The following is a 21,766-nucleotide window of genomic DNA, read 5'->3' on the forward strand; positions in this document are numbered from 1 at the left end:
ATCTGCAGCCGGACCACATTCACATGCTGATCTCAATACCACCGAAATATGCTGTGTCCCAGGTGGTTGGGTATATGAAAGGAAAGAGCGCAATCCACATTGCACGAAACTACCTTGGGCAGAAGAAGAACTAAAGTGGGATGCACTTTTGGGCACGAGGTTATTTTGTCTCAACTGTAGGCACCGACGAAGAGGTTGTTCGGGCATATATCCGGGAACAAGAAAAAGAAGACCATCGTGTGGAACAGCTATCGCTCTTTAAATAAGCGACCACCCAATGGTGGTCAGTAAATTTGTTTAACATACCGCTTTGAGCGGTCCAAAATCTAAAGCCACCGGCTTTGCCGGTGGATACTTACTTTTAGATTATAATGCATATCATCGGAAGAGTCAGCGGTCCCACCTGCAAAGAGCTGTTCTTTTGTCAGGCAAAAGAATATCCTACCAGCCGGCCAAGCCGTTGACTACGCCAAACTGTCACATTGTTTCAGGCTGTATAGGGGGCCATAAACCATGATCCAGACTGTCAAGCATGGCCGCCCCGACGTGAACAGCTTAAAAAGGTTGAATAATCAATTGTGACCAAGTAAAAAAGAAAGAGGCTTTCAATCCATTTGCCAACACTGCATCAAACACCACATCGTTTCCTCGTCTCCTTCGTAGTTGCAGAAAAACATGTGGCGTCTTGAAAAGATTATCAACCCTGACAGTCGATTTTCCTACCTTAGTGGGGCCGACCCAACACCACGAATTCGCAGCACCATGCATGACCTGAATACGATTTTCGCCGAAGCTGTCCGTTGCCATCAACAGGGGCTGTTTTCTGAGGCCCAATCCAGATACCTCACGGTTCTTGAAGCCCTGCCTGACAATATCAATATCCTTGGCAACCTGGGCCTTCTCTGTCGCGATATGGGGAATCTTGAGGAAGCTCTCCATTATTGCCTGCGTGCTGCCAAAGCCGCCCCAGATGACCCTGTCCAGCAAGTCAATCTGGGTGCCGTTTACGAAGCGATGGGCCGGCTCGACCAGGCCAGGAGCTGCTATGAAAAGGCTCTGGCCCAATGCCCGAACCATCCCAAGGCACTCAACAACCTCGGCAAGCTTCTCCATCTGCAGGGCGAGGCGGAAAAAGCGCAGACACTTATTGAACAGGCGGTGGCCATCGATCCAGGTTCATCCCTGGCGTTGAACAACCTGGGAGTCATCCTGAGTGCCCGTGGCAATACTCGTTCCGCTATTACTTATATCGAAAAGAGCCTTCAGCTCGACCCCGCCAATATCGAGACACTCTACAACCTGGCCGGCCTCTACAACTGCGAAGGACAATATGATTCGGCTGCCGAGTTACTGGAACGGCTGCTGGCGCTTGCCCCCAGCCACGGTCCGGCCAGCCACATGCTGGCAGCATTAAGAGGCGAGGTGCCCCCGACAGCACCGCCCGATTATGTGGCTATGACCTTCGATCGTTATGCGGGCCGTTTTGATCGGCACATTCAGGAGGTACTCGGTTACACGGCCCCTCTTGCCCTGGCGGAGATGACATATGAACTGACCGATCAGCCCACATTCGATCATTGCCTTGATCTTGGCTGCGGCACAGGCCTGTCCGGAGCCGCCTTCCAGCCACTGGCCGGACAGTTAACCGGTGTCGATATCTCACCGCTGATGCTATCTCAGGCTCAGGCAAAAAACATCTACGCACGCCTTGAATGCGCTGAGATCCTCTCATTTCTCGACACCGAAAAACAGCAGTATGACCTGGTTGTCGCCGCCGATGTCTTTATCTATCTGGGCCAGCTTGAACCAGTCTTTCAGCGACTACAGCGCCTCGCCGTACCAGGGGCCCTCCTTGCCTGCTCCATCGAGCGAACTCAGCAAAACACCCCCTTTACGCTTCGGGTCTCCGGACGGTATGCCCATAACCCCGATTACCTTGTACAGGAAGCCCACAAAGCTGGCTTTGGGGTCAAGAGTCATCGCGAACACGATCTGCGCAAGGAAAACAATAACTGGATAGCCGGCGATCTCTTTATTTTTGAAAAAGAAAGCCATCACGCCTGACCCGACTCGTCACATTTGCATCCGGGATATGGCACCGCACATGTCCCGGCTTGCCCCGCACTTCCACTCCCCATAGCGCTCTGTACCTTTTCCGCAATTACTGCCAACACTTTGTAGTTAACAGCAGAAATATGCTATACTAGCGTACCGTCAAAAACATATCGCTGATCTCTTCAACCGTTCGTATGTACATTCGAAACGCTCTCATCTCAGACGACAGAGCAAGCACTCGAACATGTGCCTAACCTCAACCGGTGGAGAAGTAATAATGCTAGGCAAGGTGATCAAGCTCGAGATACAGGAAACGTTCAGGTCCTGTCCCACCTGCGGATACAGGGATGGCTTTCACTCCTCCTTTCAAAAAGAGGGTGCGTTGATGAAGTGGCTCCTCAACTGCCCATCATGTCACGACACATTTGATATTGGGTTGACGGCAAACCAACAACTGGAATCCATAACCAAGAAGGGTTGATCCAGACTCCCGGCCGAGTTGTTTTTTCTCTACCCATCGGTCCCCTCCCCCTTCTGCCCTGGCCCCGCCCAGAGTGTGACAGGAGCCTCAATGACGCATATAAGCCATTATCCACCCGTGTGTAATGCCCTTGAAGCCGACAATGGTGCTTTACGGGATGCCATTTTGTACCATTTGCAATATTCCTGCGGTTCTACCAAAAAAGAGGCCACTCAAGGCGAGTTGGCCCGTGCGGTGATGCTCGCTGTCAGGGATCTGCTGACAGAGCGTATGCTGGCAACGGAAAAACGATACCAGCAGCATAATGCCAAAAGGCTTTATTATCTCTCAATGGAGTTTCATCTCGGCAGAACCCTTGGCAATGTGCTTGCCAACCTCGGTCTTACCACTCTCCTGGCCAGGACCATGGAAGAACTCGGTGTCGATCTTGAAGAGATAAGGGAACAGGAATCGGACGGTGCCCTTGGCACCGGTGGTTTGGCCCGGCTTGCCGCCTGCTTTCTCGATTCTCTCGCTACCCTTGATATGCCTGGTTTTGGCTATGGACTCAAGTATCAGTTCGGCCTGTTTCGTCAGGAATTGGTCCAGGGGTACCAGAAGGAACTGCCAGGCCGTTGGGATACGGAGCACAACCCCTGGTTGATCTCACGTCCCGATGAGGTGTTCGCAATTCCGATGTACGGCAGAGTGGAACCATCCAGAGGACGTAACAATCGTTACGCACCGGTCTGGCAGGATCAGAAATTCGTATTAGGTATTCCACACGATATGCCCATTGCCGGGGCCGGCGGCAAGACTGTCAACACCCTACGTCTTTTCTCGGCCAGGTCCGCAGATGCCTTTGATATTCAAATTTTCACCGCCAACGACTATTTTCAGGCAATCCGGCATCAGCTCTTTTCCGAATCAGTCTCCAAAATGCTCTACCCCAGTGACGTGGATGACCAGAGCCTTGAAATGCGGCTCAAGCAGGAATATTTCCTGGTCGCCTGCACCATCCAGGATATCATGAAAAAATATCTGAAAACGGGTGGTGAGATAAGCAATTTCGCACAAAACACTGCAATCCAGCTCAACGACACCAATCCCGCCCTTGCCATTGCCGAGCTGATGCGCTGCCTGGTAGACGAACATCAGCTGGACTGGGACAACAGCTGGGATATCACCAGGGCGACCTGTGCCTACACCAGCCACACCCTCGTTCCCGAAGCTTATGAAAAATGGCCAGTACAGCTCTTTGAAAAGGTGCTGCCACGTCATCTCCAGATCATTTATGAGATCAACCACCGGTTCCTCCATGAAGTCCGGCTGCGGTACCCAGATGATGAAAACGCCCCAACCCGGATGTCGCTTATAGAGGAGACCGGGGGCCGACAGCTCAACATGGCCCATCTGGCCATTATAGGCAGCCATTCAGTCAACGGCGTCGCAGGCCTGCATAGCCAGCTGTTGCGCGACAACGTCTTTCCCGATTTTGCCGACATGTTCCCCGAGCGGTTTTCCAACAAGACGAACGGCGTGACCCAACGGCGCTGGCTCTATAAAGCCAACCCGCCACTTGCTAATCTCATCACCTCGGCCATTGGCAACGAGTGGATTATTCGAGCAGAAACGTTGAGCCGCCTTGATGAGTTCGCAGCAGACAGTCAGTTCCAGAAACAATTTGCAGAGACCCGAAACCACAACAAGCGTAGTCTTGCCGACCACATTATGCGAGTTACCGGATTAGTTATAAATCCGGATTCACTTTTTGATGTCCAGATTAAACGGGTCCATGAGTACAAACGGCAGCTCCTCCATCTCCTCTATATTATCCATTGCTACCGGGCAATCATCGAAGATGGCGAGCCCCCCCAGGTACCCCGCACCCATATTTTCGCTGGAAAGGCCGCACCCGGTGACCCTGCCGCCAAACTGATCATCAAACTGATTAATAATATCGGCCAAGTCATCAACCGCGACACCCGGACTCGGGATATGCTGAAGGTGGTGATGCTGCCCGATTTCGGGGTGAGCCTGGCAGAAAAGATCATCCCGGCCGCGGATCTCAGTGAGCAGATTTCCATGGCTGGCACAGAGGCATCAGGCACCGGCAACATGAAACTGGCCATGAACGGGGCACTCACCATCGGCACTCGCGACGGATCCAATATCGAGATCATGGAGGAAGTAGGAGCCGACAATTTTTTCACCTTTGGCCTCGATGCAGATACCATAGAGGAGCTGCGCACCGAAAACAGCTATAACGCATGGGATTATTATGCGGACAATCCATTGATCAGACGGGCTGTGGACTGTCTTGACAGCGACATGTTCTGCCAGGAGGAACCGGGACTCTTCAGGGATATTTTTGCCAGCTTAATGTATGAAGGCGATTATTTCTTTCATCTCGCCGACCTTGAGAGCTATATCGACACCCAGCAACAGGTGAACGAACTCTACACCCATCCTGCTTCCTGGCGGAAAAAAGCGATTCTTAATATCGCCAGATCCGGCAAATTTTCATCGGACCGGACTGTTATGGAATATGCCGAGACAATCTGGCAGCTGAAACCGGTCGTCTGAATCCAGACGAGTCCGGCCAAGTTGCCTCCGGCTGTCAGCCGTATTCCGTTGCGACAACCAAATCTTCGCAAATAATCAGTTTGCGCCGTTACTGTGCAGATGCTACAATGCGCCAACGTTCTGAGATCATAAAAAAAGAGGTAACAGACGTGACCGTTCGCCGGCAGCTGCCGGTCCCAGCGACTGTAAACCACGGAACCCCGGAGTCATGAGATGCCCCGTACAACACATTCCGATACCGACCAGCCCGCACCAGCACTGTCTGTCCGGGTCGGCGAGATAGATAAGCTGGCCAACGAGCTTTTGCAAGTGGAAAGCCAGCTGGGAGCCAACATCCCGACAACACTCTGGATCAGCGATCTGCATGGTGAAGGAGACCGCTTCAAGTCGATTCTTCGTGGCCGGTTCGGCATGCTCTACCAGACCTGCCGTGAAGCACTCCCCAACACCTTTTCCTCGGAGAAGATCCAGTACCTGGTCCGCATTATCCGCCGTACCGAGTACTTCAAGGACAAAGACAACTACATGGATATCCAGGACGTCATCTTCTGCCTGACGGAAGTCCTGAAATATAAGATATCGAACCGGATGTACGATGTGCACGAAATTCTCAAACCGGAATTCCGCGATACCATCAGCAGGCTCCTTGCCGGCCTGCCGGTGCCGGACCCGATTTTCGAGGAAGAGATCATCTCCAGGCGCCTTATCGCCCATCTCTCCCTGGCTATCCGTGAAGTACTCCTCGACCGGATCCAGGTTGTCGGTGACATTTTTGACCGGGGACCGCAACCGGACAAAATTATCCGCATTCTCTCGTCTCCCGCCTACAATAGGATCGTCGACTACGTCTACGGCAACCACGACATTCTCTGGATGGGAGCTGCCTCGGGCAACCGCTCACTCATTGCCGAGGCTCTGCGCATAACCTGCCGCTACGATCATTTCGAGCTGATGGACAGACTGGGTTTTGACACCAGTCGCCTGGCCGAATTTGCTTCTGCGACCTACCCGGCTGAAACCGTTACCGGTAAATTCAAGGCGAAGACCGACCTTGGCCGGTCCATGGAGAAGGCGCTGGCGATCATCCAGTTCAAACTCGAAGAACGCACTATTCTCGAAAATACCGAATACGAGATGCAGTCGCGCATGTGGATGGACAAGCTTGCAGCCATGTTGAAAAGTGGCGAGACCGCAGGGCTGAACGACACATCTTTTCCAACCATTGATCTCAACGATCCATTGCAACTGAGCGCTGAAGAACAGACAATCATCGACGACCTCGCCAACCAGTTTGTTACCAACAGAAAGCTCAAACGACTACTGGCCTTCTTTTTTACCCGCGGCAACACCTACCATATCCACAGTAATACCCTGAACATCCACGCGCTGGTGCCCTCCACCGCCGATGGCCACTTTGACGATTTCATGGGCAGGAAAGGCAAACTCCTGCTCGACTTCATCCAGGATATGATTCGTCGGGTGGGTTTCAACTACATCGAGGGGAAACCCCAGAAAAAGCAGGACCAGGATCTCTTTTTCTATCTCTGGTGCGGGCCAAAGTCGCCGTTTTTTGGCAAGCACGCGATGAAGACCTTCGAACGCTACTTTCTGCTCGATAAGGAAAGCCATGTAGAACGATCGCTCTACTGGAAGGACAATATGCAGACCAAGGCTTTCAAGCAGAAGATGTTACAAGAGTTCGGGGTCAAACGGGTTGTCTACGGGCACACCCCCGTCAACTATATGAAAGGTGCGAAGATGGCCAGCGACGACGGCGTTGCCATCAATGTGGATGGCGGCTTTGCCGAGGCCTATTATAATCGCGGCCACTCTCTGGTGCACACCCCGCATCAGCTCTACGGCATCATCCTGCCAACCCCCGAAGAGATCAAAGAAGCGATGAAGCGGCTGGAATCGGCCCCACTTGATATCGAGCTGATCGACGAGTTCAGCCATCCCATGAAGATTAAGGACACCATCGAGGGCAAGGAATTGATGGCACGAAGAAATGATATTCTTCAGCGCATCCACGAACTGGCGAAAGCCAGCGGTTATGATCCGAAATCCAAAAAGAAACTGGACTGAGAAAGAGCTATGAACACCAACTACGGTATGGAAATTGTCCGGGCGACGGAAATTGCCGCACTGACCGCCGGCAGGATGCAGGGGCTCGGCGATCACGACGCCATTCTCAACACCACCCGCTCTGCCATCATCAAGACGTTGAACCGTATCCACATCGACGGTGCCGTGGTTAACGACCGCTTTCACGACCGTGAAGATATCGTCAACCTGCCTGAACGGATCGGTCAGGGCGGAGAAAAGACCGATGTTATGGCCATCGCGCTCGAAGGCTACCATAACGCCGCCGATGGCCGGAACAACGTCACCTCCTTTGCGGCGATCGCCCGGGAAGGCTCGATTCAGTCAGTGCCCAATCTCTCGATGTACAAAATTGTTGTCGGACCCGAGGTGGGCAACGTCATCGACATTAACCAGCCCCCGCTGGTGAACGTCAAACGGACAGCACGGGCGCTCAGAAAGTACACGGAAAACGTTACCGTCTGCATCCTGAACCAGGCCCGCCATTACCAGCTGATCCGGGAAGTTCGGAGCTGCGGTGCCCGAATCAAGCTGATCGACGAGGGTGAAATTTCGGGTTGCCTCGCCGCCATTACCGGCGAAAAGGCAGATATCTATATGGGCTACGGATTTGCTCCGGAAGGAACCATGGTGGCGGCGGCGCTGAGCTGCCTTGGCGGCTACTTTGAGGGTAAGATCTTCTATGAAAATGACAGGGACAAGGCACTGGCCGCCGAGCACGGCATCAAGGACTTTGACAAGACCTTCAGAGCCCAGGACCTGATCCGCTCCAAAGAGGTCGCTTTTGCTGCAACCGGTGTCACCGACGGCGAGTTCCTCGAAGGCGTACGGTTCACCTCAAACGGTGCCGTCACCTCCTCTTTTGTCGCCCGGGCCGAGACGCATACCTATCGTCGCTTGGAAACCAGGCACTTCTTCGACTATAAGCCGGTTTTTTAATCCTCGTGCAATATGCTTTTTTCGGCCGACAACAACGTCCGTCCTGGCATTATCGCCGAACGGACGTTGTTTTACTGCTCCCCCAGCCATTTTTTGATATGGCGGGTCAGCTGCTTTACATCCTTATACTGATGGTTGTTCCCGGGAACCTCGACTATGGTCGTCTGTGACGCCTTGCCGATTCGTTCACACAACATTCCACTAGTTCCGACCACATCATCTTTCTGCTGGATATAGAGGGCGGGTAGAGACAGCCCATCGACAAGCTGGAAGAGATCGATGTTCTCTTCGATAAAGGACGTTACCGGGGTACCGATAAAAACAGCACGTTTCGGTGCGATCACCGACTTCTGGCAAGCCAGCAGACCAACAACCACCCCTACAGACTTCCCTATCAGCAAATCAACTTCTACCCCGCGTAATCGTTCGATTTCTGCTTCCATCATCATGCACTGTTCACCACCGGTGCCATCCCAGTGTCCATAGCGCTGAATGGTGACGCTGCTGTCCGGCAGAGCCAACTCCGAGATAAGGCTAGCCCCCCATTTCTCGGTTTTCTGATTGATACCAGGTAATAATAGAATATTCATAACTCAACTCCTTTCCCGTTATACTGCATCTTCGTCTAGTGAAACTCTGTTAAATCCCCAGGTTTAAACGAACGAGATAAGTGAGACACGATAGTGTCATACTCTTTTTTCTGGTTGACAGCGTATTGAATATACAGATGATTTATTGAACCTTTACCTACATATGTTTTCAGATACAAAATATCCCCACCCTTGAACCCAGAAAGAACAAACCAGTTATCACCTTCTTTTCGGTAGGTGATTGAGTCAAAGGCCATACCCTGTTCAGCCATTTCGGTACTGAGGGTATTGTCAGTCGCGTTGTTGATCCCGCTGGCAATCATCATGAATTTATTACGATCAAAGAGTTGTATTCCATCACCATTATCTGGAGGTGTTTCCATCTGAAATCCATCGGGATACTCAACACAGAATCCAAACCGTTCATTACAATACGCCACATACTCTTGGGATTGCGCCGAACAGATAGTTGCAGAGTAAACCATACAAACAAGAACGAATGGAAAGCATAATCTTGTCATTTTGGCCAATCACCTGGCAACCAAACCATTGATAAATTCAATAATACGGTTTGTCCCTTTGACATCCCCCATCGCCATAATATGAATGCCATCGGTATAATCTGCGATCTTCTCTATAAATTCACAAGTAATCTCTATCCCGTTCGCACCGTCATGTTCCATTCGGGCAATAACCTCTTCAGGAACATCGATACCTTCGACATTATCGTTCATGAAGCGGGCCATCTTCACACTTTTAAGAGGCATGACTCCGGTTAATATCGGTTTACCAAACCTTCTGGCCTCTTTGAGAAAAGCTATCGCCTTTTCAGCATCATACACAACTTGAGTCTGAAAAAAATCGGCTCCGGCTGATATTTTCTCTGTCATTCTTCCGAGTTCAAGGTCAAGATTTTTTGCTGTCGGCATTGCCGTGCAAGCGATTGTGAAATCAGTTTTTCCACCGAATTCCTTTTCATTATAGTCAAGACCGCTATTCATCTTTCCAATAAGCCGGATAAGTTCAAACGTGTTGTAATCATATACCGCCTTAGAGGGATAAGGCCCATGCTTTGGCAGATCACCAGTAGTAACCAGAATATTGCGGATGCCAAGAGCATGGGCAGCAAGAAGATCAGCTTGGGTACCTAAGAGACTCCGATCCCTGCATGTGAAATGAGGTATTGCATCAATGCCCAGCTTATTCTGAATCAGGCTTCCCATGGCAACCGCATTTATCCTCAGATTAGCCATTGGACAGTCGTGAACGTTGATACCGCTTAGCGGAAGATACGCACTGGCTTTTTCAAGAGATTCATCTACCAATACACCCTTTACCGGGCCAAGTTCTGTGGTAATGACAAAATCATTGCCTAACTTTTCGTTTAGACTCATATAATAATCCTTTTAATTATAATGAATTTTCTATTTGAATAGTGGTAGCGTATTATTGCAAAATGGGTTTTACGTCCAAAGGAAGTGCCCCAGTGTCAGGAAAGCTGCCGCATATCTCCTGCATCGCAGTTGTAATCAGATTTTTCTCGAATCATACGCCCAGTGGAGGAGTGCTTGGCGCTGCTTGCGTCGACAGTTGAGGTCACCTTGCAAGCAGTTGTTTCTGATTTGCGCAATGTGTCGACGCATGGCACGCCACCGTTTGATTTGCCGGTCATCGTCACGGCATCGGCGCCCCATGTAGTATCGGCAGTACCATTGAAACCACCCACGTGGATCTTCTTCGTAGATCCATCCCTTCTTTTGCCATTCCGATAACGGTTGCGATGCGTTTAATCCAAAGAAGTTCAGCTTTGGGTCATGACGCGATGAACACAATCGGGCATTTTTGAACCAATCTGACGGAAATTCCTTTGTGCAGTCTGTCATGTACTTGCCACCAAACACGCCAAGTTCGAGCATTTGCCTGGGGGTAAGTTCAGGCTGAAATTCTTGATGGAAGTTCTGTCCGACCGGTTCGGTAAGAAGATAGCAATAACCCGACTGCATCAGGTCATCGATTTGTATTCGTCGTTCTATCATGAGATCAAAAGTTGCAGGAAGAAAAGATGGTCTTTTCGAAGACAAACCACGTTTTCAATTCAATTATTATGGTTCATCCGATTAAAGCGTACTTCGATTCATGCAGGATATAGATTTTCAGTTTAAAAAATCGAGTATAAGATGACCTATATACATTGATTTTGTTTGATGAATCGTTTTTTCAATCATGCCATGTGATTTTTTTTATACATTAAGAGTGTTTTTTGAGAGGTGTCTCAGTTCGTTTGAACAGGTTTCGTCATTCCTTAAGTGGAAAACCCGCCCTGGTTACGCTGCCAGATCCAATGCTGGCAGCGTTGCGCAATATACCTCATCCGGTGTCCGCCTGTTCAGGCCTGAATGCGGTCGAGATCGGTTGTACCAGTCAAAGTATCTCATGATCGATCTGCGCGCCTCAGAAACAGAGTCATATGCATGCAGATACACCTGTTCATACTTCACGGTTCTCCATAAACGTTCTACAAAAATATTGTCTCGCCACGCCCCTCTCCCATCCATGTTCAGCCTGCAGGTATTGGTGGCCGCAATGATTCGCACATCAACTTTTATTACCCTGTGCCCGCCAACACGCGTAAATTCCTGCTCCTGCAATACTCGTAAAAGCTGGGCCTGAAATTCACTTTTCAACGACGAAATTTCATCCAGTAACAAGGTGCCACCATTGGCGAATTCAAACTTACCCGGGGTGCGATTATGCGCTCCGGTAAATGCACCTTTTTCATGACCAAATAATTCGCTCTCGATCAACTCTGAAGGAATAGAGGCACAATTCAGAGCTACAAAGGATTTTTGAACTCGTTCGCTGCTGGTATGGATTGCCCTGGCAATTAATTCCTTGCCCGTTCCGCTTTCACCTGTAATAAGCACACTGCTGGAAGTGCCCGCCACCTTGTTGATGGTTTGAAAAACCTCCTGCATCTGCCGAGATTGACTTATGATTTGCGCATGTTTGGAAAACTGAGCCATTTCGGAGCGAAGAAAAGAAACCTCCTGTTCGAGATAGCGCTTCTGCAATGCCCGATCAACTCTGGTCAGAATGGTGTCGGGGTCGAAAGGTTTGGTGATATAATCATAAGCGCCTTTTTGAATGGCTGACGTCGCTTCCAACGCCCGGTCTATGGCCGATACAATAATCACATCAAGGGACTTATCGAAGATTTTGATCTGCTCGAGGGTTTCAATGCCGTTCATTTATGGCATCGAAACATCAAGCAGCACAAGATCGAACTCCTCTTTTTGTATAGCATTCAGAGCCTTATATCCATCTTCGGCACAGACCACTAGATAATCATCTTCAAGAATGGCCTCAAGGGACTCCCGTGCGCCTGCTTCATCATCGACAACGAGCAATCTCGCTTTTTTAGGTAAATCTGTCACGGTCATGATAGTACCACACAGGATTTCGGGGAAGGTCTCCAATCGAGATCAACAAACCAAAGGCCGCACAGGAGATATTCAGGAAAAAATGATCACGAATATATCTTCTGATTGCTCGATATACTAGCCTTTTACTTCCGACATGCCAATACTCCAGAGTAAATAAATTCAATTTCTCCAGTCTTTTAGGAAAGGAACCCCTTTTAAAATCATGGTCATTCTTTTGATTCTTTTACTTGAATGTGATGCTGATATGTCTGACAATGCTCAAGCGCTACAAGCACGTAAAAGCTATCGATGCCACGGATTGAGACACCCGTTCAGTGCCGTAAAAATGCATGAAGGATAGAACCAACGACCACGGCATGAGAATGCAAGCAGGTATTCATGATGACAGTCCGGACAGCGGATACGGGCGAATCCTTCATGCAGATCACCGCACTCCAGGTACTTGTTGGTCACGTGCGGGATGACCGCACGGTAAAAAACGTAAGTTCGAGAAAAGCGTTGGGCATAGCAGGATTCAAACTTGGGAAAGTGTACATTCAGCAATTGCCAGAGTGGCGATTCCTGAGGATTTCTCGGATGGTAGATTTTAGCCTGGCTGTTGATTCCCAATGTGGCACCTGAGACAAGAAGAAGGTGCCACGTTATATAACCAGAAGATTTTATAATTTTCCATCCATCACCGGCCTTGAAAGGCTTTTCTCTAAAAGACTATTGAGCCAATAGGCCAGAGGAGTCGTTGATGCAATACTTATTACCAATCGAGTATCCGGGTAATTATCCCCGCCCAGCCCCACACCACCTAGCATGTTGGTCCGCACTAGTCGGTTCCTGAAGAATATCGGACCGTAGCCGTATAAGACACATCCACAGCTCCTTGAGAGCAAGTTAGGCGTACAGAGTCCATCAAATATCTCGATATCATTTATATAAATTTGAAATGATCTGTATTTTTTTATTCCCCCGGCTCTATTACGACAACCATTCCTCACCCTGTTTCACCATGTCCAGCGCAGGAAGGTCCTGGGTAAGCCATCTCCTGCAACACAATTACGACATTCGCACCATCCAGGAGATATAAATACTATTTAACAGGTTATTTTCGCAAAATAACCTGTAAGATACTACTATCTCCGTAAACTCAATCGATACGCGGTATATCGTGCCAGCAGCGTCATGGCCAGACTACAGTTATCAAACACCGGGACGCCTCTGACTCGCAGTGCGTCATTGATCGGTTCATGAGCTCGTCCGGCATCGTTGAAGACGATGAGCGGTTTGGTGGATTCGAGCTGCAATTGCGGCAAAAGCGTTGCCAGGCTCTTCTCATTTCCCACCCAACCTGCCGGCGACGCCGGATCAGGCGTATCGGATGTACTCGGTGAAAGCGAACCGAGCGAGGTCACCACGGCGTCGATGTTCTCGTCCGTCAGCATGGCGCGGATACTCTCCAGATAGACCACATCGGGAGCGGCCGGACTGATATCCAGTGGGTTCTTCACCTCCATTATTCCTGCCAGCCCGGCCCGGTTGAACTGGTCGGAAATGGCCATCATCGTCTTTGCCGAGAAGGTCGGCAGTTTCAGGATTGAGTCCCGCGACTGCAGCGAATCGGCAATTCCCACGCTCTCAAAGCCTGCAGGACTGAGCGCGCCAATATTATAGCCGGTCACCTGCTTCTCGTGCAGAATTGCCGCAAGATTGATGAGGCCGTCAAACTCTTCCAAGGTATCGGCCACCAGCGCCCCTGCCTGGGTAAGACAGGAGGTGCAGACCATATAGTCGCCGGCTACAGAGGCGGTATGACCGGAGGTCGCTTTTTTCCCTTCCGGCGTGCGGCCCGCCTTGTAGACAATTACCTCTTTACCGTTTTCAACCGCCCGGCGAATCCCCCGGCAGGCGTGCAGGCCATCCAGATCCTGAAAGCCCTCAACATAAACGCAGATCACACCGACATTGTCATCGTCTGCAAGGTAGGTAAGGAAATCACCGATGGTGAGGTCCATCTGGTTTCCAACAGTGATATTATAGGCAGGATCACCCGTCACCAGCTTGGTCATCCTCACCAGTGCAAAGGCGCCGCTCTGGCTCACCAGGGCTATCGGACTCGGGGGCAGTCCCTTTCGCTTTGGCGAGCAGGTCTCAGGAGTGAAAAATGAGTCGACCCTGCCAATCCGTGAGATAACTCCCATGCAGTTGCCGCCGAGAATGACCGGACCGCCGCCTTCACGGCCATGGGATAGACAAATTTTTTCCACAAGTTCCCGCGCCTGCTCGTAACTCTCTTCAGTCTCTCCGAGCCCACCGGAAATAAGGATCACGCTTTCTGCCCGCCGGTTGTCAATGATCTCATCAATAAGTGACGGAACCTGTTCAGCAGCCACGGCTACGATCATCAGGTCCACCCCGTTCACCTCGGTAATGTCTTTCACACACCTAACGCCATCTATCTGACCAGCCGAAGGTGAAACCACCGTCAACTTTTCAGCTGGAAACCCGGCTGTCAGCATATTCTGCAGAATATTTCTGCCAAAGTTCATCTTGGTGGCACTGACCCCGATTAACGCCACCCGTTCCGGATGGAGCATATTCCCAATACGGGTGATAGCCCGTGGCGCCCGGGCCCTATAGGGCAGCGCAAATCGGCATAAGCCGTCCAGCGGCACCATTTCATAATCAACCAGAGCAAAAGGATTCACCTCAAGCTCCTCAATCACATAGGGAGCCTGATCATTTAAGGGTGAAAAATAATTGCCCACACCAATAAAAGCGCCGAAACATTCGATCAGCTGCTCATCAGAAACCAGTCGTTTTCCACCCCTGGTCTGACCCGAGAGTTTTTCGTAGGCGATGGTCTTCTTAAAGAGCTCGAAGAACTCCTCACCGCTCACATCGGCGGTGGAAGTTGAAACCACCGCCTGGCCAAGCCGGAAACGCTCGGCATAGAATTCGGTGTCCGTTCCGCCAAGGCCGGCAGTGATAACCATACCAAACTCACGGGTCCAGCGCAGACTAACCAGTAGCTCATTCCCCAGCGACTCGGACTCGGGTGGCAGATACTGGGTGATCAGCACCCCTTTGACCCGCTTATGCACTGCCTCCTGCAATTCTTCCCCGGAAAGCCCTACATACACAGACGGCCACTGATCGGGATGTGCTTCCAGGAATTCGGTATACCGACGCCCGACCGTATCCATCATCCGGCGGCTCTCACTACGCACTTTGCCGGCCATTTTCGGCACCACCTTCACCCCGCCGACATCGGATTTGTGCACCACATCCGGGCTCACCACTTTCAGCACCACTTTTTCACCTAAGAAAGGTGCCAGGGCATCAGAACCAAGCCGCTGGTTTCTCGAAAGAAGAAGATATTCCAGAACGGACTCCGAGCCGAGCGCCGCCAGCAGGTCGTAGGTCTCATGCTCATAGAGCAGGAACCGCTCTTTTTGTGCTGCCGTGGCAAATATCCGGGTCATCTTGTCAAAATCGATAAAGAGCTGCATAGCAATCCATTCCTCAGGAGGTAAACGAGTTGTCTGCACACCTTCTGTCCCTCTTTCCAGGTTGTTTGGCTGGCAGAAGACTGTCGGAAGATGTCGCGGTAGAACATCTGATACTTTAAGGACATTTCACCCAAACCGTCAAGCAAAGCCCCGTGTTGGAAAAAAGCGAGTTTTTTTCTCTTATCCCCAGTCCCTGATAATGCCTCTACGATTTTTGTTAAAATACCACTGGCTCATAGACCAAAGAGAAACGTAAACGCTGTTTCTAAATGTTAATTCGCCAAGATAGACCGAATCGCCTCGGCTGGTTTCAGTTGCAAGGATCATCTGAACAGGTAATATTGGCCCAGTTTCTATTGCTAAACTTCACATCCATATACTACTACTTCAAGAAGGAGACTCATTATGTCAAAAGCTGACGGGCCCAAGGGGGCCATACTGCAGCGTGATAAGAAAACCTATGCCATAGTGCCGCGCATTCCTGCCGGCGTCATCAAGCGAGAACACTTGAAAGCGCTGTCTGAGGTCGTTGAGAAATATGATATCCCTATCGTCAAGATCACCTCAGGTCACCGCATCGCCCTTGTAGGCATGAGCGAAGAGCAGATCCTGCCGATCTATGAGGATCTCGGCATGAATGAGGGTAAGGCCATTGAACTTTGCCTCCATTATGTTCAGGCCTGTCCGGGCACCGAGGTGTGCAAGTTCGGTATCCAGGATTCACTGGGTTTCGGCACACGGCTTGAAGAGCTTTTTTCGGGCACGGAAATGCCGGCGAAATTCAAGGTCGGCGTCTCAGGCTGCCCCTTTCTCTGTGCCGAAAGTCTGGTCCGCGATCTTGGCCTGATCGGCAAAAAGAAAGGCTGGACCCTGGTCTTTGGCGGCAACTCCGGTCGCAGGGTACGGGAAGCCGACGTCTTGGCCGAAGATCTGAGCGATGACGAAGCCATTGCCCTTGCCAGAAAATGTATCGACTTCTACACCACCAATGCCAAGACCAAAGAACGCACCGGTGCCTTTATCGATCGCATTGGGGTCGATGAGTTCAAAAAGGCCGTTCTATAATATACTGTTTCTCTTCGAACTGATCAGGCCGTTGTGACGATTGTATCGCTCTAACGGCCTTTTCATTTCTACGGAAATTCGACAGTACATATATGCTACGGCGAATTACCGTGAAAGATCTGCAACGAAGGAGATCGGACTTTTTACGAGTCAATCACAGATTCTTCCTTGTGATTTAGTCAGAACCTGCCGATACTACAGAAAGAACAATCTGATCGCTATCTTTAAAAGCAACGTATCATTGCTCCGCATGGTATCGAGGACAGGATGGACTCACAACAACCGATAGAGACCGAAGAACGGACGATAGAGCCGCCCTTCGGTGCCAAGTATGTCTCAATAGAACGCCGCAGCAACACCGATACGGTCTTTCTGGTGGACGATATCCCGTTCCGTTCCGCCATGCCCAGGACAACACACTGGTCAGTCGCCTGGTCCGATTTGATGATGACCATGTTTGTACTCTTTCTCTCCATGTACGTTTACAAGGCGGCTGATCAGGATTTTTTAAACAGACCTGCGCTTGAAATTATCGGCGGCGACACTACAGAGGCCCTGGAAACCGACAAATTCTCCGCTTTAAGCCCTCCTATCACGCCCATTGCCCCCGGCCTGCCGCTCATGACCGGTGGAACGGTAAAGAAGGTAGAGTCGATCAATTTGCGGGATGTCGACATCGATTCAGCCTTTTCCTCTATCAGTGATCAAACAAGAATCGAAAAAGAGGTGGTCGAAGTTCCAGCGGACAGGGTTATTCCGCCTCAGCCTGAACCGGGTGTGACTGCAGCGTATCAGGAAAGCGAGAGTAGCCCGCAACAGCCATCCACCCCGACCGTTGCCGACTCCGAACCATTCCTGCCAATCGGGGTAGGGAAACCGGATAAAATCCAGGAAATTTACCGGCTGAGCAGATCCGCCCTTGAAAGCAATGACCTCAACAGCTTTGCGACAGTGGACTTAATTGTTGACAACACCATGCGCATCATCCTGACCGGCGACCTGCTCTTTGACACAGGCCAGGCAGTGATGACCCAGGATTCGCGGAATAAACTCGAGCAACTGGCAACGGCCATCCAGACCACGCCATACATGATCAATGTGATTGGCCATACTGACAACGTTCCCATGTACTCCGGCCGTTACGCCAGCAACTGGGAGCTTTCCGTTGCACGCGCCAGCACCGTGGCCCGCTTTCTCATTGAAGACATGGGGATGAACCCCAACCAGTTTATCGTAAGCGGTTATGCATCGTATCGACCGTTGGTACCGAACTCTACCGCTGAAAATCGAAAATTGAACCGAAGGGTGGAAATCATCATCAGCAAACGGCTGCCCAATCCGGTTCCGGCTGACCAGCAGAACCTGCGTTAGCCAGTATTTCTGGCGAATTGCTAAGCGACACGTCACTGAAAAAATCTGCCGCTATCACTGCGGTAAACGCCTCCGAAAGGATCATTCCAGACGGACATCAACAAGAGGACACATCATAATATGATGCAGAAAAATATTATCGGCCTGATTCTCAGCGTAGGGATCTTTATTCTGGGGTTTATCCTGAACGGCAACGTAGGACTCTATTTCAACATTTCTGGCATGTTGATCGTCTTCGGTGGCACCTTGGCGGCCACTCTTCTCAGCTTCAAAATAGACCAGTTGCGGATTGTCGGCAAGGTCCTCTGGACCGGCTATAACCGTCCGATCAAGAAGGAGCCCGAGATTATCAACATCCTCATCGACCTCTCCATTCGTTCGCGGATCGAAGGTATTCTCTCCCTGCAGCAGCATGAAAACGAAACCACCGTCCTCTTTATGCGACGCGCCCTTGGTTGCCTCGTAGATGGCTACCATGCCGCCCAGATCAGGGATATCCTCAACACCGAGATGTACTTTTTCCGTTTACGAAGAGAGGATTCCGAGCGCATTCTTCGTACTATCGCTGACTTCTTCCCGGCCTTCGGCATCATCGGTTCGGTGGTCGGTTTGATCACCATGCTCGGCGGCATCGGCGACACCTCAGTGATCCTGAAGGCGATCCCCATCGCTCTAACCTCAACCCTCTACGGTCTGATCTTTGCCAATTTCTTTTTTCTGCCCTTTGCCGCCAATCTCAAAGAGAGAACCAATCAGGAACTGCTGTTACAAAAGATCATCATGGAAGGTGTAATCGCTATCGATTCGGAGATGAATCCGATCATCCTCAAGACCAAGCTTGAGGCCTTTCTCACCCCCTCCGACCGCGAGACAAAACTGGTCAGTTACCAGAAACTGCGGGAGAGATTCAAAATTGAGCAGCGGGAGTTAAAAGAACAGCAGGAGCAGCCCCAACATATGCGCACACGAGAAGAAGCCCACGACCTGGAAGAAGAGGAGGAAACGGGCCCGGCTGTTGACGTTTAAGGTTCAGGTATTCTTCAGGGAAAACCTGCTAGGCTGTGTGATTCCGAAGCGCCCTCTTCAACAGGATGTAACCCAGCCCCCCTGAAAGCACTGAACCCAGGATGACGCCCAACCGCTCATCGAAGATCAGGTCCACATCAGCCTGCCCAAATGCGAGGGTGGCTATAAAAAAGCTCATGGTGAAACCTACCCCGCACAAGGTTGATACCCCGTAGAGGGATAAGAAGTTCATCCCGTCCGGCAATCTGGCAAGACCAACCTTGATAGCCGCCCAGCAGATGACAAAAATACCAATCGGCTTACCCACAAACAGCCCCAGCATAATCCCCATCGGCACTGGATGCAGAAACTGCTCAAATTCCATCCCGGCAACACTGACACCCGCATTGGCAAAGGCAAAAATCGGCAGCACCATAAAGGCCACCACCGGATGCAGATCATGTTCGAGATCTTTTAAGGGCGAGAAGTTTTCATCACTCTTTGATCGCAGAGGAATGAACATCGCCATGATCACCCCCGCCAGGGTCGCATGCACGCCAGACTTCAGCATTGCCACCCACATGATAATACCAATAAAAATATAGGCGCTTTTCGACTCGACACCACGACGGTTCATCACCAACAGTACCGGCAAGCAGGCGAGCACCACGATAAGCGCAGTGATTGACAGATCGGCAGTATAGAAAAGAGCGATAATCACAATCGCCCCCATATCGTCAAAGATGGCTAACGAGGTGAGAAAGATCTTGAGCGATAACGGCACTCTCGGACCAAGCAACGCCAAAATACCCAGGGCAAAGGCAATATCGGTGGCCGCAGGAATAGCCCAGCCCTTCAACGCCAGCGAATCCCCGAGATTAAACAACACATAAACCAGTGACGGGATAGCCATTCCACCGATTGCACCGACCCCGGGCAGAACGATCTTGCGGATGTCCGACAGCTCGCCCTCAACAATTTCCCTTTTCAGCTCAAGGCCTACCAGAAAAAAGAAGACTGCCATCAGCCCGTCATTGATCCAGAGCAAAAGCGGCTTGGCAATCTGCAGTGCACCGACACGTACCTCCACCGGCATGTTGAGCAGCTGATCATACAACGGTTGTAACGGTGAATTATCCGCCATCACTGCCGCTAAGGCCGCCAGCATAAGACAGATACCACCTGCGGATTCCATTTGGAAAAAACGGGAAATGGACGTTTGTTTGACCTGCATTCCAGCACCTCGTAGTATATTGAGCGGTTCAAACCGCATCTTTTTTCGAATTTGTCAGGACTAGGACATTGAAAGCGAATGTATCTTGCTCATTAGCATAGATATTTAACTAACTCAAGGCAACCAGAACAATAAGGCAGCTACCGTCGTATTTTTTGAAATGAGGAGTCCCAGTGGTGATACCAAGAGATCATCGGCAAACATTCACACCGACCTTACGAGACAGATAAAAATAGTTTTGCCAGTTAACAATAATCAATGCACCTCAACGCTGAATGGCTGACTCTTACAGCTTTTGAGATTGAAAACAATTTTTACCGTGAAATTCAACCATCAGCTACAAGATCGATATTGTTATTGAATTCAGCATATTAAAGAAACCTCCCCTCTCTTCCAACTATCCCTCTTTCCTGTGCAAAAATGGTTCGGGTATGCTAAAACAATTCTGAAATTCAATAAAGTCATAAAATACCATTTATCTCAGCCAGAGAACTGTATGAATATTCATAAAAATCGAATCGTTACAACTGCTATGGCGGCAATACTTGCTGCAATTCCCGGATGCGGGATCAACAGTCTGGATCAGATGCCTCAAGCCGGGCAAAACACCTTGAGCGCAAAGTCACTCCATTCGCTCCTAGCTGGCCAAAACCTGCACTTAACCTCGATTGATTTCGACGCCCAGGTACTCTTCAAAGAGAACCAGAAACTTGCGGCCAGGAACCGTGGCGGTGAAACGGACACGGGCAAGTGGGACATCACTTCCGACGACATGGTCTGTCTTGATTTCGACACGTGGCATTTCGGTGATATGCGATGCTACTCCGTTGCTCAATATCCAGGTGGCAAAGGTTACATCTTTTTCACCGAGAATGGCGCCAGAGCCTATTCAGTAGAAGTCCTCGACACCATCCCGGCTGCACTTATCTCACTTGGAGCCGGCAAAAAACGAACATCATACCTCAAAGAGCAAAATAAGACGGTTGCCGCGCCAGCCACCCGGGAAATCGCGCCGGAGGTGACAGTACCCGAGCCACCGCCAGCTCCGGAACCGAGTCCTGAGGAGATGAAGCGTATTATGATCACCACCGCCAGGAACTGTCCGGCCTGCAATTTTGCCGGCGTCGACCTCCGCGGGGCGGAACTGGTCGGCGCCAATCTTGCGGGGGCCAATCTCGCAGGAGCTGACCTTACCGGCGCCAATCTGCGACGAGCCGATCTCTCGGGCGCCAACCTGCAGAACGCCAAACTACGAGTCACCAACCTCCCCGGGGCCAATCTCACAGGTTGCGACCTCACACAGGCTGATTTCAGTGGCGCCAACCTCATTAAAGCAAATCTTTCCGGCTCTGCCACTCAAGGTGCTCTCTTTACAGATGCACTCATGGAAGGAACAAAAGGAATTAAGTAACGCG

Annotated in this window: 17 protein-coding genes and 2 pseudogenes; 10 read left to right on the plus strand and 9 right to left on the minus strand. The window is 50.6% G+C overall.

The genetic code is table 11. The features are described 5' to 3' along the window. The 5 genes and pseudogenes from tnpA to BUF15_RS17025 form a co-directional block, all read left to right on the plus strand. Positions 1-266 (plus strand): annotated as a pseudogene (gene tnpA, locus BUF15_RS17000) (IS200/IS605 family transposase); the annotation flags it as partial. A 409-nt stretch (positions 267-675) separates the two neighbouring features. After that, complete coding sequence (locus BUF15_RS17005; RefSeq protein WP_073614912.1) at positions 676-2,064, plus strand: tetratricopeptide repeat protein; 1,389 nt, start codon at positions 676-678, stop codon at positions 2,062-2,064. A gap of 562 nt (positions 2,065-2,626) precedes the next feature. Next, positions 2,627-5,101 (plus strand): glycogen/starch/alpha-glucan phosphorylase, encoded by a 2,475-nt coding sequence (locus BUF15_RS17015; protein ID WP_073614914.1) that lies wholly within the window; start codon positions 2,627-2,629, stop codon positions 5,099-5,101. A 213-nt stretch (positions 5,102-5,314) separates the two neighbouring features. Then, positions 5,315-7,186, plus strand: a complete 1,872-nt coding sequence (locus BUF15_RS17020; RefSeq protein WP_073614915.1) for a fructose-bisphosphatase class III — start codon at positions 5,315-5,317, stop codon at positions 7,184-7,186. Positions 7,187-7,195: 9 nt separating this feature from the next. Then, complete coding sequence (locus tag BUF15_RS17025; protein ID WP_073614916.1) at positions 7,196-8,143, plus strand: fructose-bisphosphatase class II family protein; 948 nt, start codon at positions 7,196-7,198, stop codon at positions 8,141-8,143. A gap of 71 nt (positions 8,144-8,214) precedes the next feature. Here the strand turns inward: BUF15_RS17025 and BUF15_RS17030 are convergent, their stop codons facing one another. The 7 genes and pseudogenes from BUF15_RS17030 to BUF15_RS28385 all read right to left on the minus strand — a co-directional run bounded on the left by BUF15_RS17030 (position 8,215) and on the right by BUF15_RS28385 (position 12,629). Beyond that, on the minus strand, positions 8,215-8,733 hold the full coding sequence (locus tag BUF15_RS17030) for a hypothetical protein (RefSeq protein WP_073614917.1): 519 nt from the start codon (positions 8,731-8,733) through the stop codon (positions 8,215-8,217). A 35-nt stretch (positions 8,734-8,768) separates the two neighbouring features. Continuing rightward, positions 8,769-9,116 carry a hypothetical protein gene (locus BUF15_RS17035; protein WP_073614918.1) on the minus strand — a complete coding sequence of 116 codons (348 nt, stop codon included), beginning with the start codon at positions 9,114-9,116 and terminating at the stop codon, positions 8,769-8,771. 147 nt (positions 9,117-9,263) lie between these two features. Then, positions 9,264-10,127: a methylenetetrahydrofolate reductase gene (locus BUF15_RS17040; RefSeq protein WP_073614919.1), complete on the minus strand. Its 864-nt coding sequence runs from the start codon at positions 10,125-10,127 to the stop codon at positions 9,264-9,266. Between the two features lie 135 nt (positions 10,128-10,262). Continuing rightward, positions 10,263-10,769, minus strand: coding sequence for a hypothetical protein (locus tag BUF15_RS28380; RefSeq protein WP_073614920.1), 507 nt, complete (start codon positions 10,767-10,769; stop codon positions 10,263-10,265). A 288-nt stretch (positions 10,770-11,057) separates the two neighbouring features. Next, the gene (locus BUF15_RS17050; RefSeq protein ID WP_268753199.1) at positions 11,058-11,756 is read right to left on the minus strand and encodes a sigma 54-interacting transcriptional regulator; all 699 of its coding nucleotides are present in this window, start codon (positions 11,754-11,756) and stop codon (positions 11,058-11,060) included. 69 nt (positions 11,757-11,825) lie between these two features. Next, positions 11,826-12,173, minus strand: a pseudogene (locus tag BUF15_RS27780) (response regulator); the annotation flags it as partial. 285 nt (positions 12,174-12,458) lie between these two features. Then, positions 12,459-12,629: a transposase zinc-binding domain-containing protein gene (locus tag BUF15_RS28385; RefSeq protein WP_234981209.1), complete on the minus strand. Its 171-nt coding sequence runs from the start codon at positions 12,627-12,629 to the stop codon at positions 12,459-12,461. On the opposite strand from BUF15_RS28385, the gene BUF15_RS27785 reads away from it, so the two are divergent. Next, positions 12,555-12,797 carry a hypothetical protein gene (locus BUF15_RS27785; protein WP_234981210.1) on the plus strand — a complete coding sequence of 81 codons (243 nt, stop codon included), beginning with the start codon at positions 12,555-12,557 and terminating at the stop codon, positions 12,795-12,797. The two genes, BUF15_RS28385 and BUF15_RS27785, sit on opposite strands and share 75 nt — an antisense overlap. Positions 12,798-13,300: 503 nt before the next feature. Here the strand turns inward: BUF15_RS27785 and BUF15_RS17065 are convergent. Then, the gene (locus tag BUF15_RS17065) at positions 13,301-15,715 is read right to left on the minus strand and encodes an acetate--CoA ligase family protein (protein ID WP_234981205.1); all 2,415 of its coding nucleotides are present in this window, start codon (positions 15,713-15,715) and stop codon (positions 13,301-13,303) included. Between the two features lie 366 nt (positions 15,716-16,081). On the opposite strand from BUF15_RS17065, the gene BUF15_RS17070 reads away from it, so the two are divergent. The 3 genes from BUF15_RS17070 (at position 16,082) to BUF15_RS17080 (ending at position 19,138) form a co-directional block, all read left to right on the plus strand. Then, complete coding sequence (locus tag BUF15_RS17070; protein ID WP_073614925.1) at positions 16,082-16,741, plus strand: nitrite/sulfite reductase domain-containing protein; 660 nt, start codon at positions 16,082-16,084, stop codon at positions 16,739-16,741. A gap of 267 nt (positions 16,742-17,008) precedes the next feature. Beyond that, the gene (locus BUF15_RS17075) at positions 17,009-18,112 is read left to right on the plus strand and encodes an OmpA family protein (RefSeq protein WP_073614926.1); all 1,104 of its coding nucleotides are present in this window, start codon (positions 17,009-17,011) and stop codon (positions 18,110-18,112) included. A gap of 120 nt (positions 18,113-18,232) precedes the next feature. Further along, positions 18,233-19,138, plus strand: a complete 906-nt coding sequence (locus tag BUF15_RS17080; protein ID WP_073614927.1) for a motility protein A — start codon at positions 18,233-18,235, stop codon at positions 19,136-19,138. 28 nt (positions 19,139-19,166) lie between these two features. Here BUF15_RS17080 and nhaA read toward each other — a convergent pair whose 3' ends face one another. Then, positions 19,167-20,351, minus strand: a complete 1,185-nt coding sequence (nhaA, locus tag BUF15_RS17085; protein WP_073614928.1) for a Na+/H+ antiporter NhaA — start codon at positions 20,349-20,351, stop codon at positions 19,167-19,169. 496 nt (positions 20,352-20,847) lie between these two features. Between nhaA and BUF15_RS27440 the strand changes: the two genes are divergently transcribed. Beyond that, a complete protein-coding gene (locus BUF15_RS27440; RefSeq protein WP_200802406.1) occupies positions 20,848-21,762 on the plus strand; it encodes a pentapeptide repeat-containing protein in 915 nt (304 codons plus the stop codon). Positions 21,763-21,766: the final 4 nt, after the last annotated feature.

This window comes from Desulfopila aestuarii DSM 18488, from assembly GCF_900143695.1.
GTDB lineage: Bacteria > Desulfobacterota > Desulfobulbia > Desulfobulbales > Desulfocapsaceae > Desulfopila > Desulfopila aestuarii.

Bases quoted from the DNA above. Each gene is read 5' to 3' on its own strand.
- BUF15_RS17005 (WP_073614912.1), top strand. From the start codon at position 676: ATGTGGCGTCTTGAAAAGATTATCAACCCTGACAGTCGATTTTCCTAC.
- BUF15_RS17015 (WP_073614914.1), top strand. From the start codon at position 2,627: ATGACGCATATAAGCCATTATCCACCCGTGTGTAATGCCCTTGAAGCC.
- BUF15_RS17020 (WP_073614915.1), top strand. From the start codon at position 5,315: ATGCCCCGTACAACACATTCCGATACCGACCAGCCCGCACCAGCACTG.
- BUF15_RS17025 (WP_073614916.1), top strand. From the start codon at position 7,196: ATGAACACCAACTACGGTATGGAAATTGTCCGGGCGACGGAAATTGCC.
- BUF15_RS17030 (WP_073614917.1), bottom strand. From the start codon at position 8,733: ATGAATATTCTATTATTACCTGGTATCAATCAGAAAACCGAGAAATGG.
- BUF15_RS17035 (WP_073614918.1), bottom strand. From the start codon at position 9,116: ATGGAAACACCTCCAGATAATGGTGATGGAATACAACTCTTTGATCGT.
- BUF15_RS17040 (WP_073614919.1), bottom strand. From the start codon at position 10,127: ATGAGTCTAAACGAAAAGTTAGGCAATGATTTTGTCATTACCACAGAA.
- BUF15_RS28380 (WP_073614920.1), bottom strand. From the start codon at position 10,769: ATGATAGAACGACGAATACAAATCGATGACCTGATGCAGTCGGGTTAT.
- BUF15_RS17050 (WP_268753199.1), bottom strand. From the start codon at position 11,756: ATGGCTCAGTTTTCCAAACATGCGCAAATCATAAGTCAATCTCGGCAG.
- BUF15_RS27785 (WP_234981210.1), top strand. From the start codon at position 12,555: ATGATGACAGTCCGGACAGCGGATACGGGCGAATCCTTCATGCAGATC.
- BUF15_RS17070 (WP_073614925.1), top strand. From the start codon at position 16,082: ATGTCAAAAGCTGACGGGCCCAAGGGGGCCATACTGCAGCGTGATAAG.
- BUF15_RS17075 (WP_073614926.1), top strand. From the start codon at position 17,009: ATGGACTCACAACAACCGATAGAGACCGAAGAACGGACGATAGAGCCG.
- BUF15_RS17080 (WP_073614927.1), top strand. From the start codon at position 18,233: ATGATGCAGAAAAATATTATCGGCCTGATTCTCAGCGTAGGGATCTTT.
- nhaA (WP_073614928.1), bottom strand. From the start codon at position 20,351: ATGCAGGTCAAACAAACGTCCATTTCCCGTTTTTTCCAAATGGAATCC.
- BUF15_RS27440 (WP_200802406.1), top strand. From the start codon at position 20,848: ATGAATATTCATAAAAATCGAATCGTTACAACTGCTATGGCGGCAATA.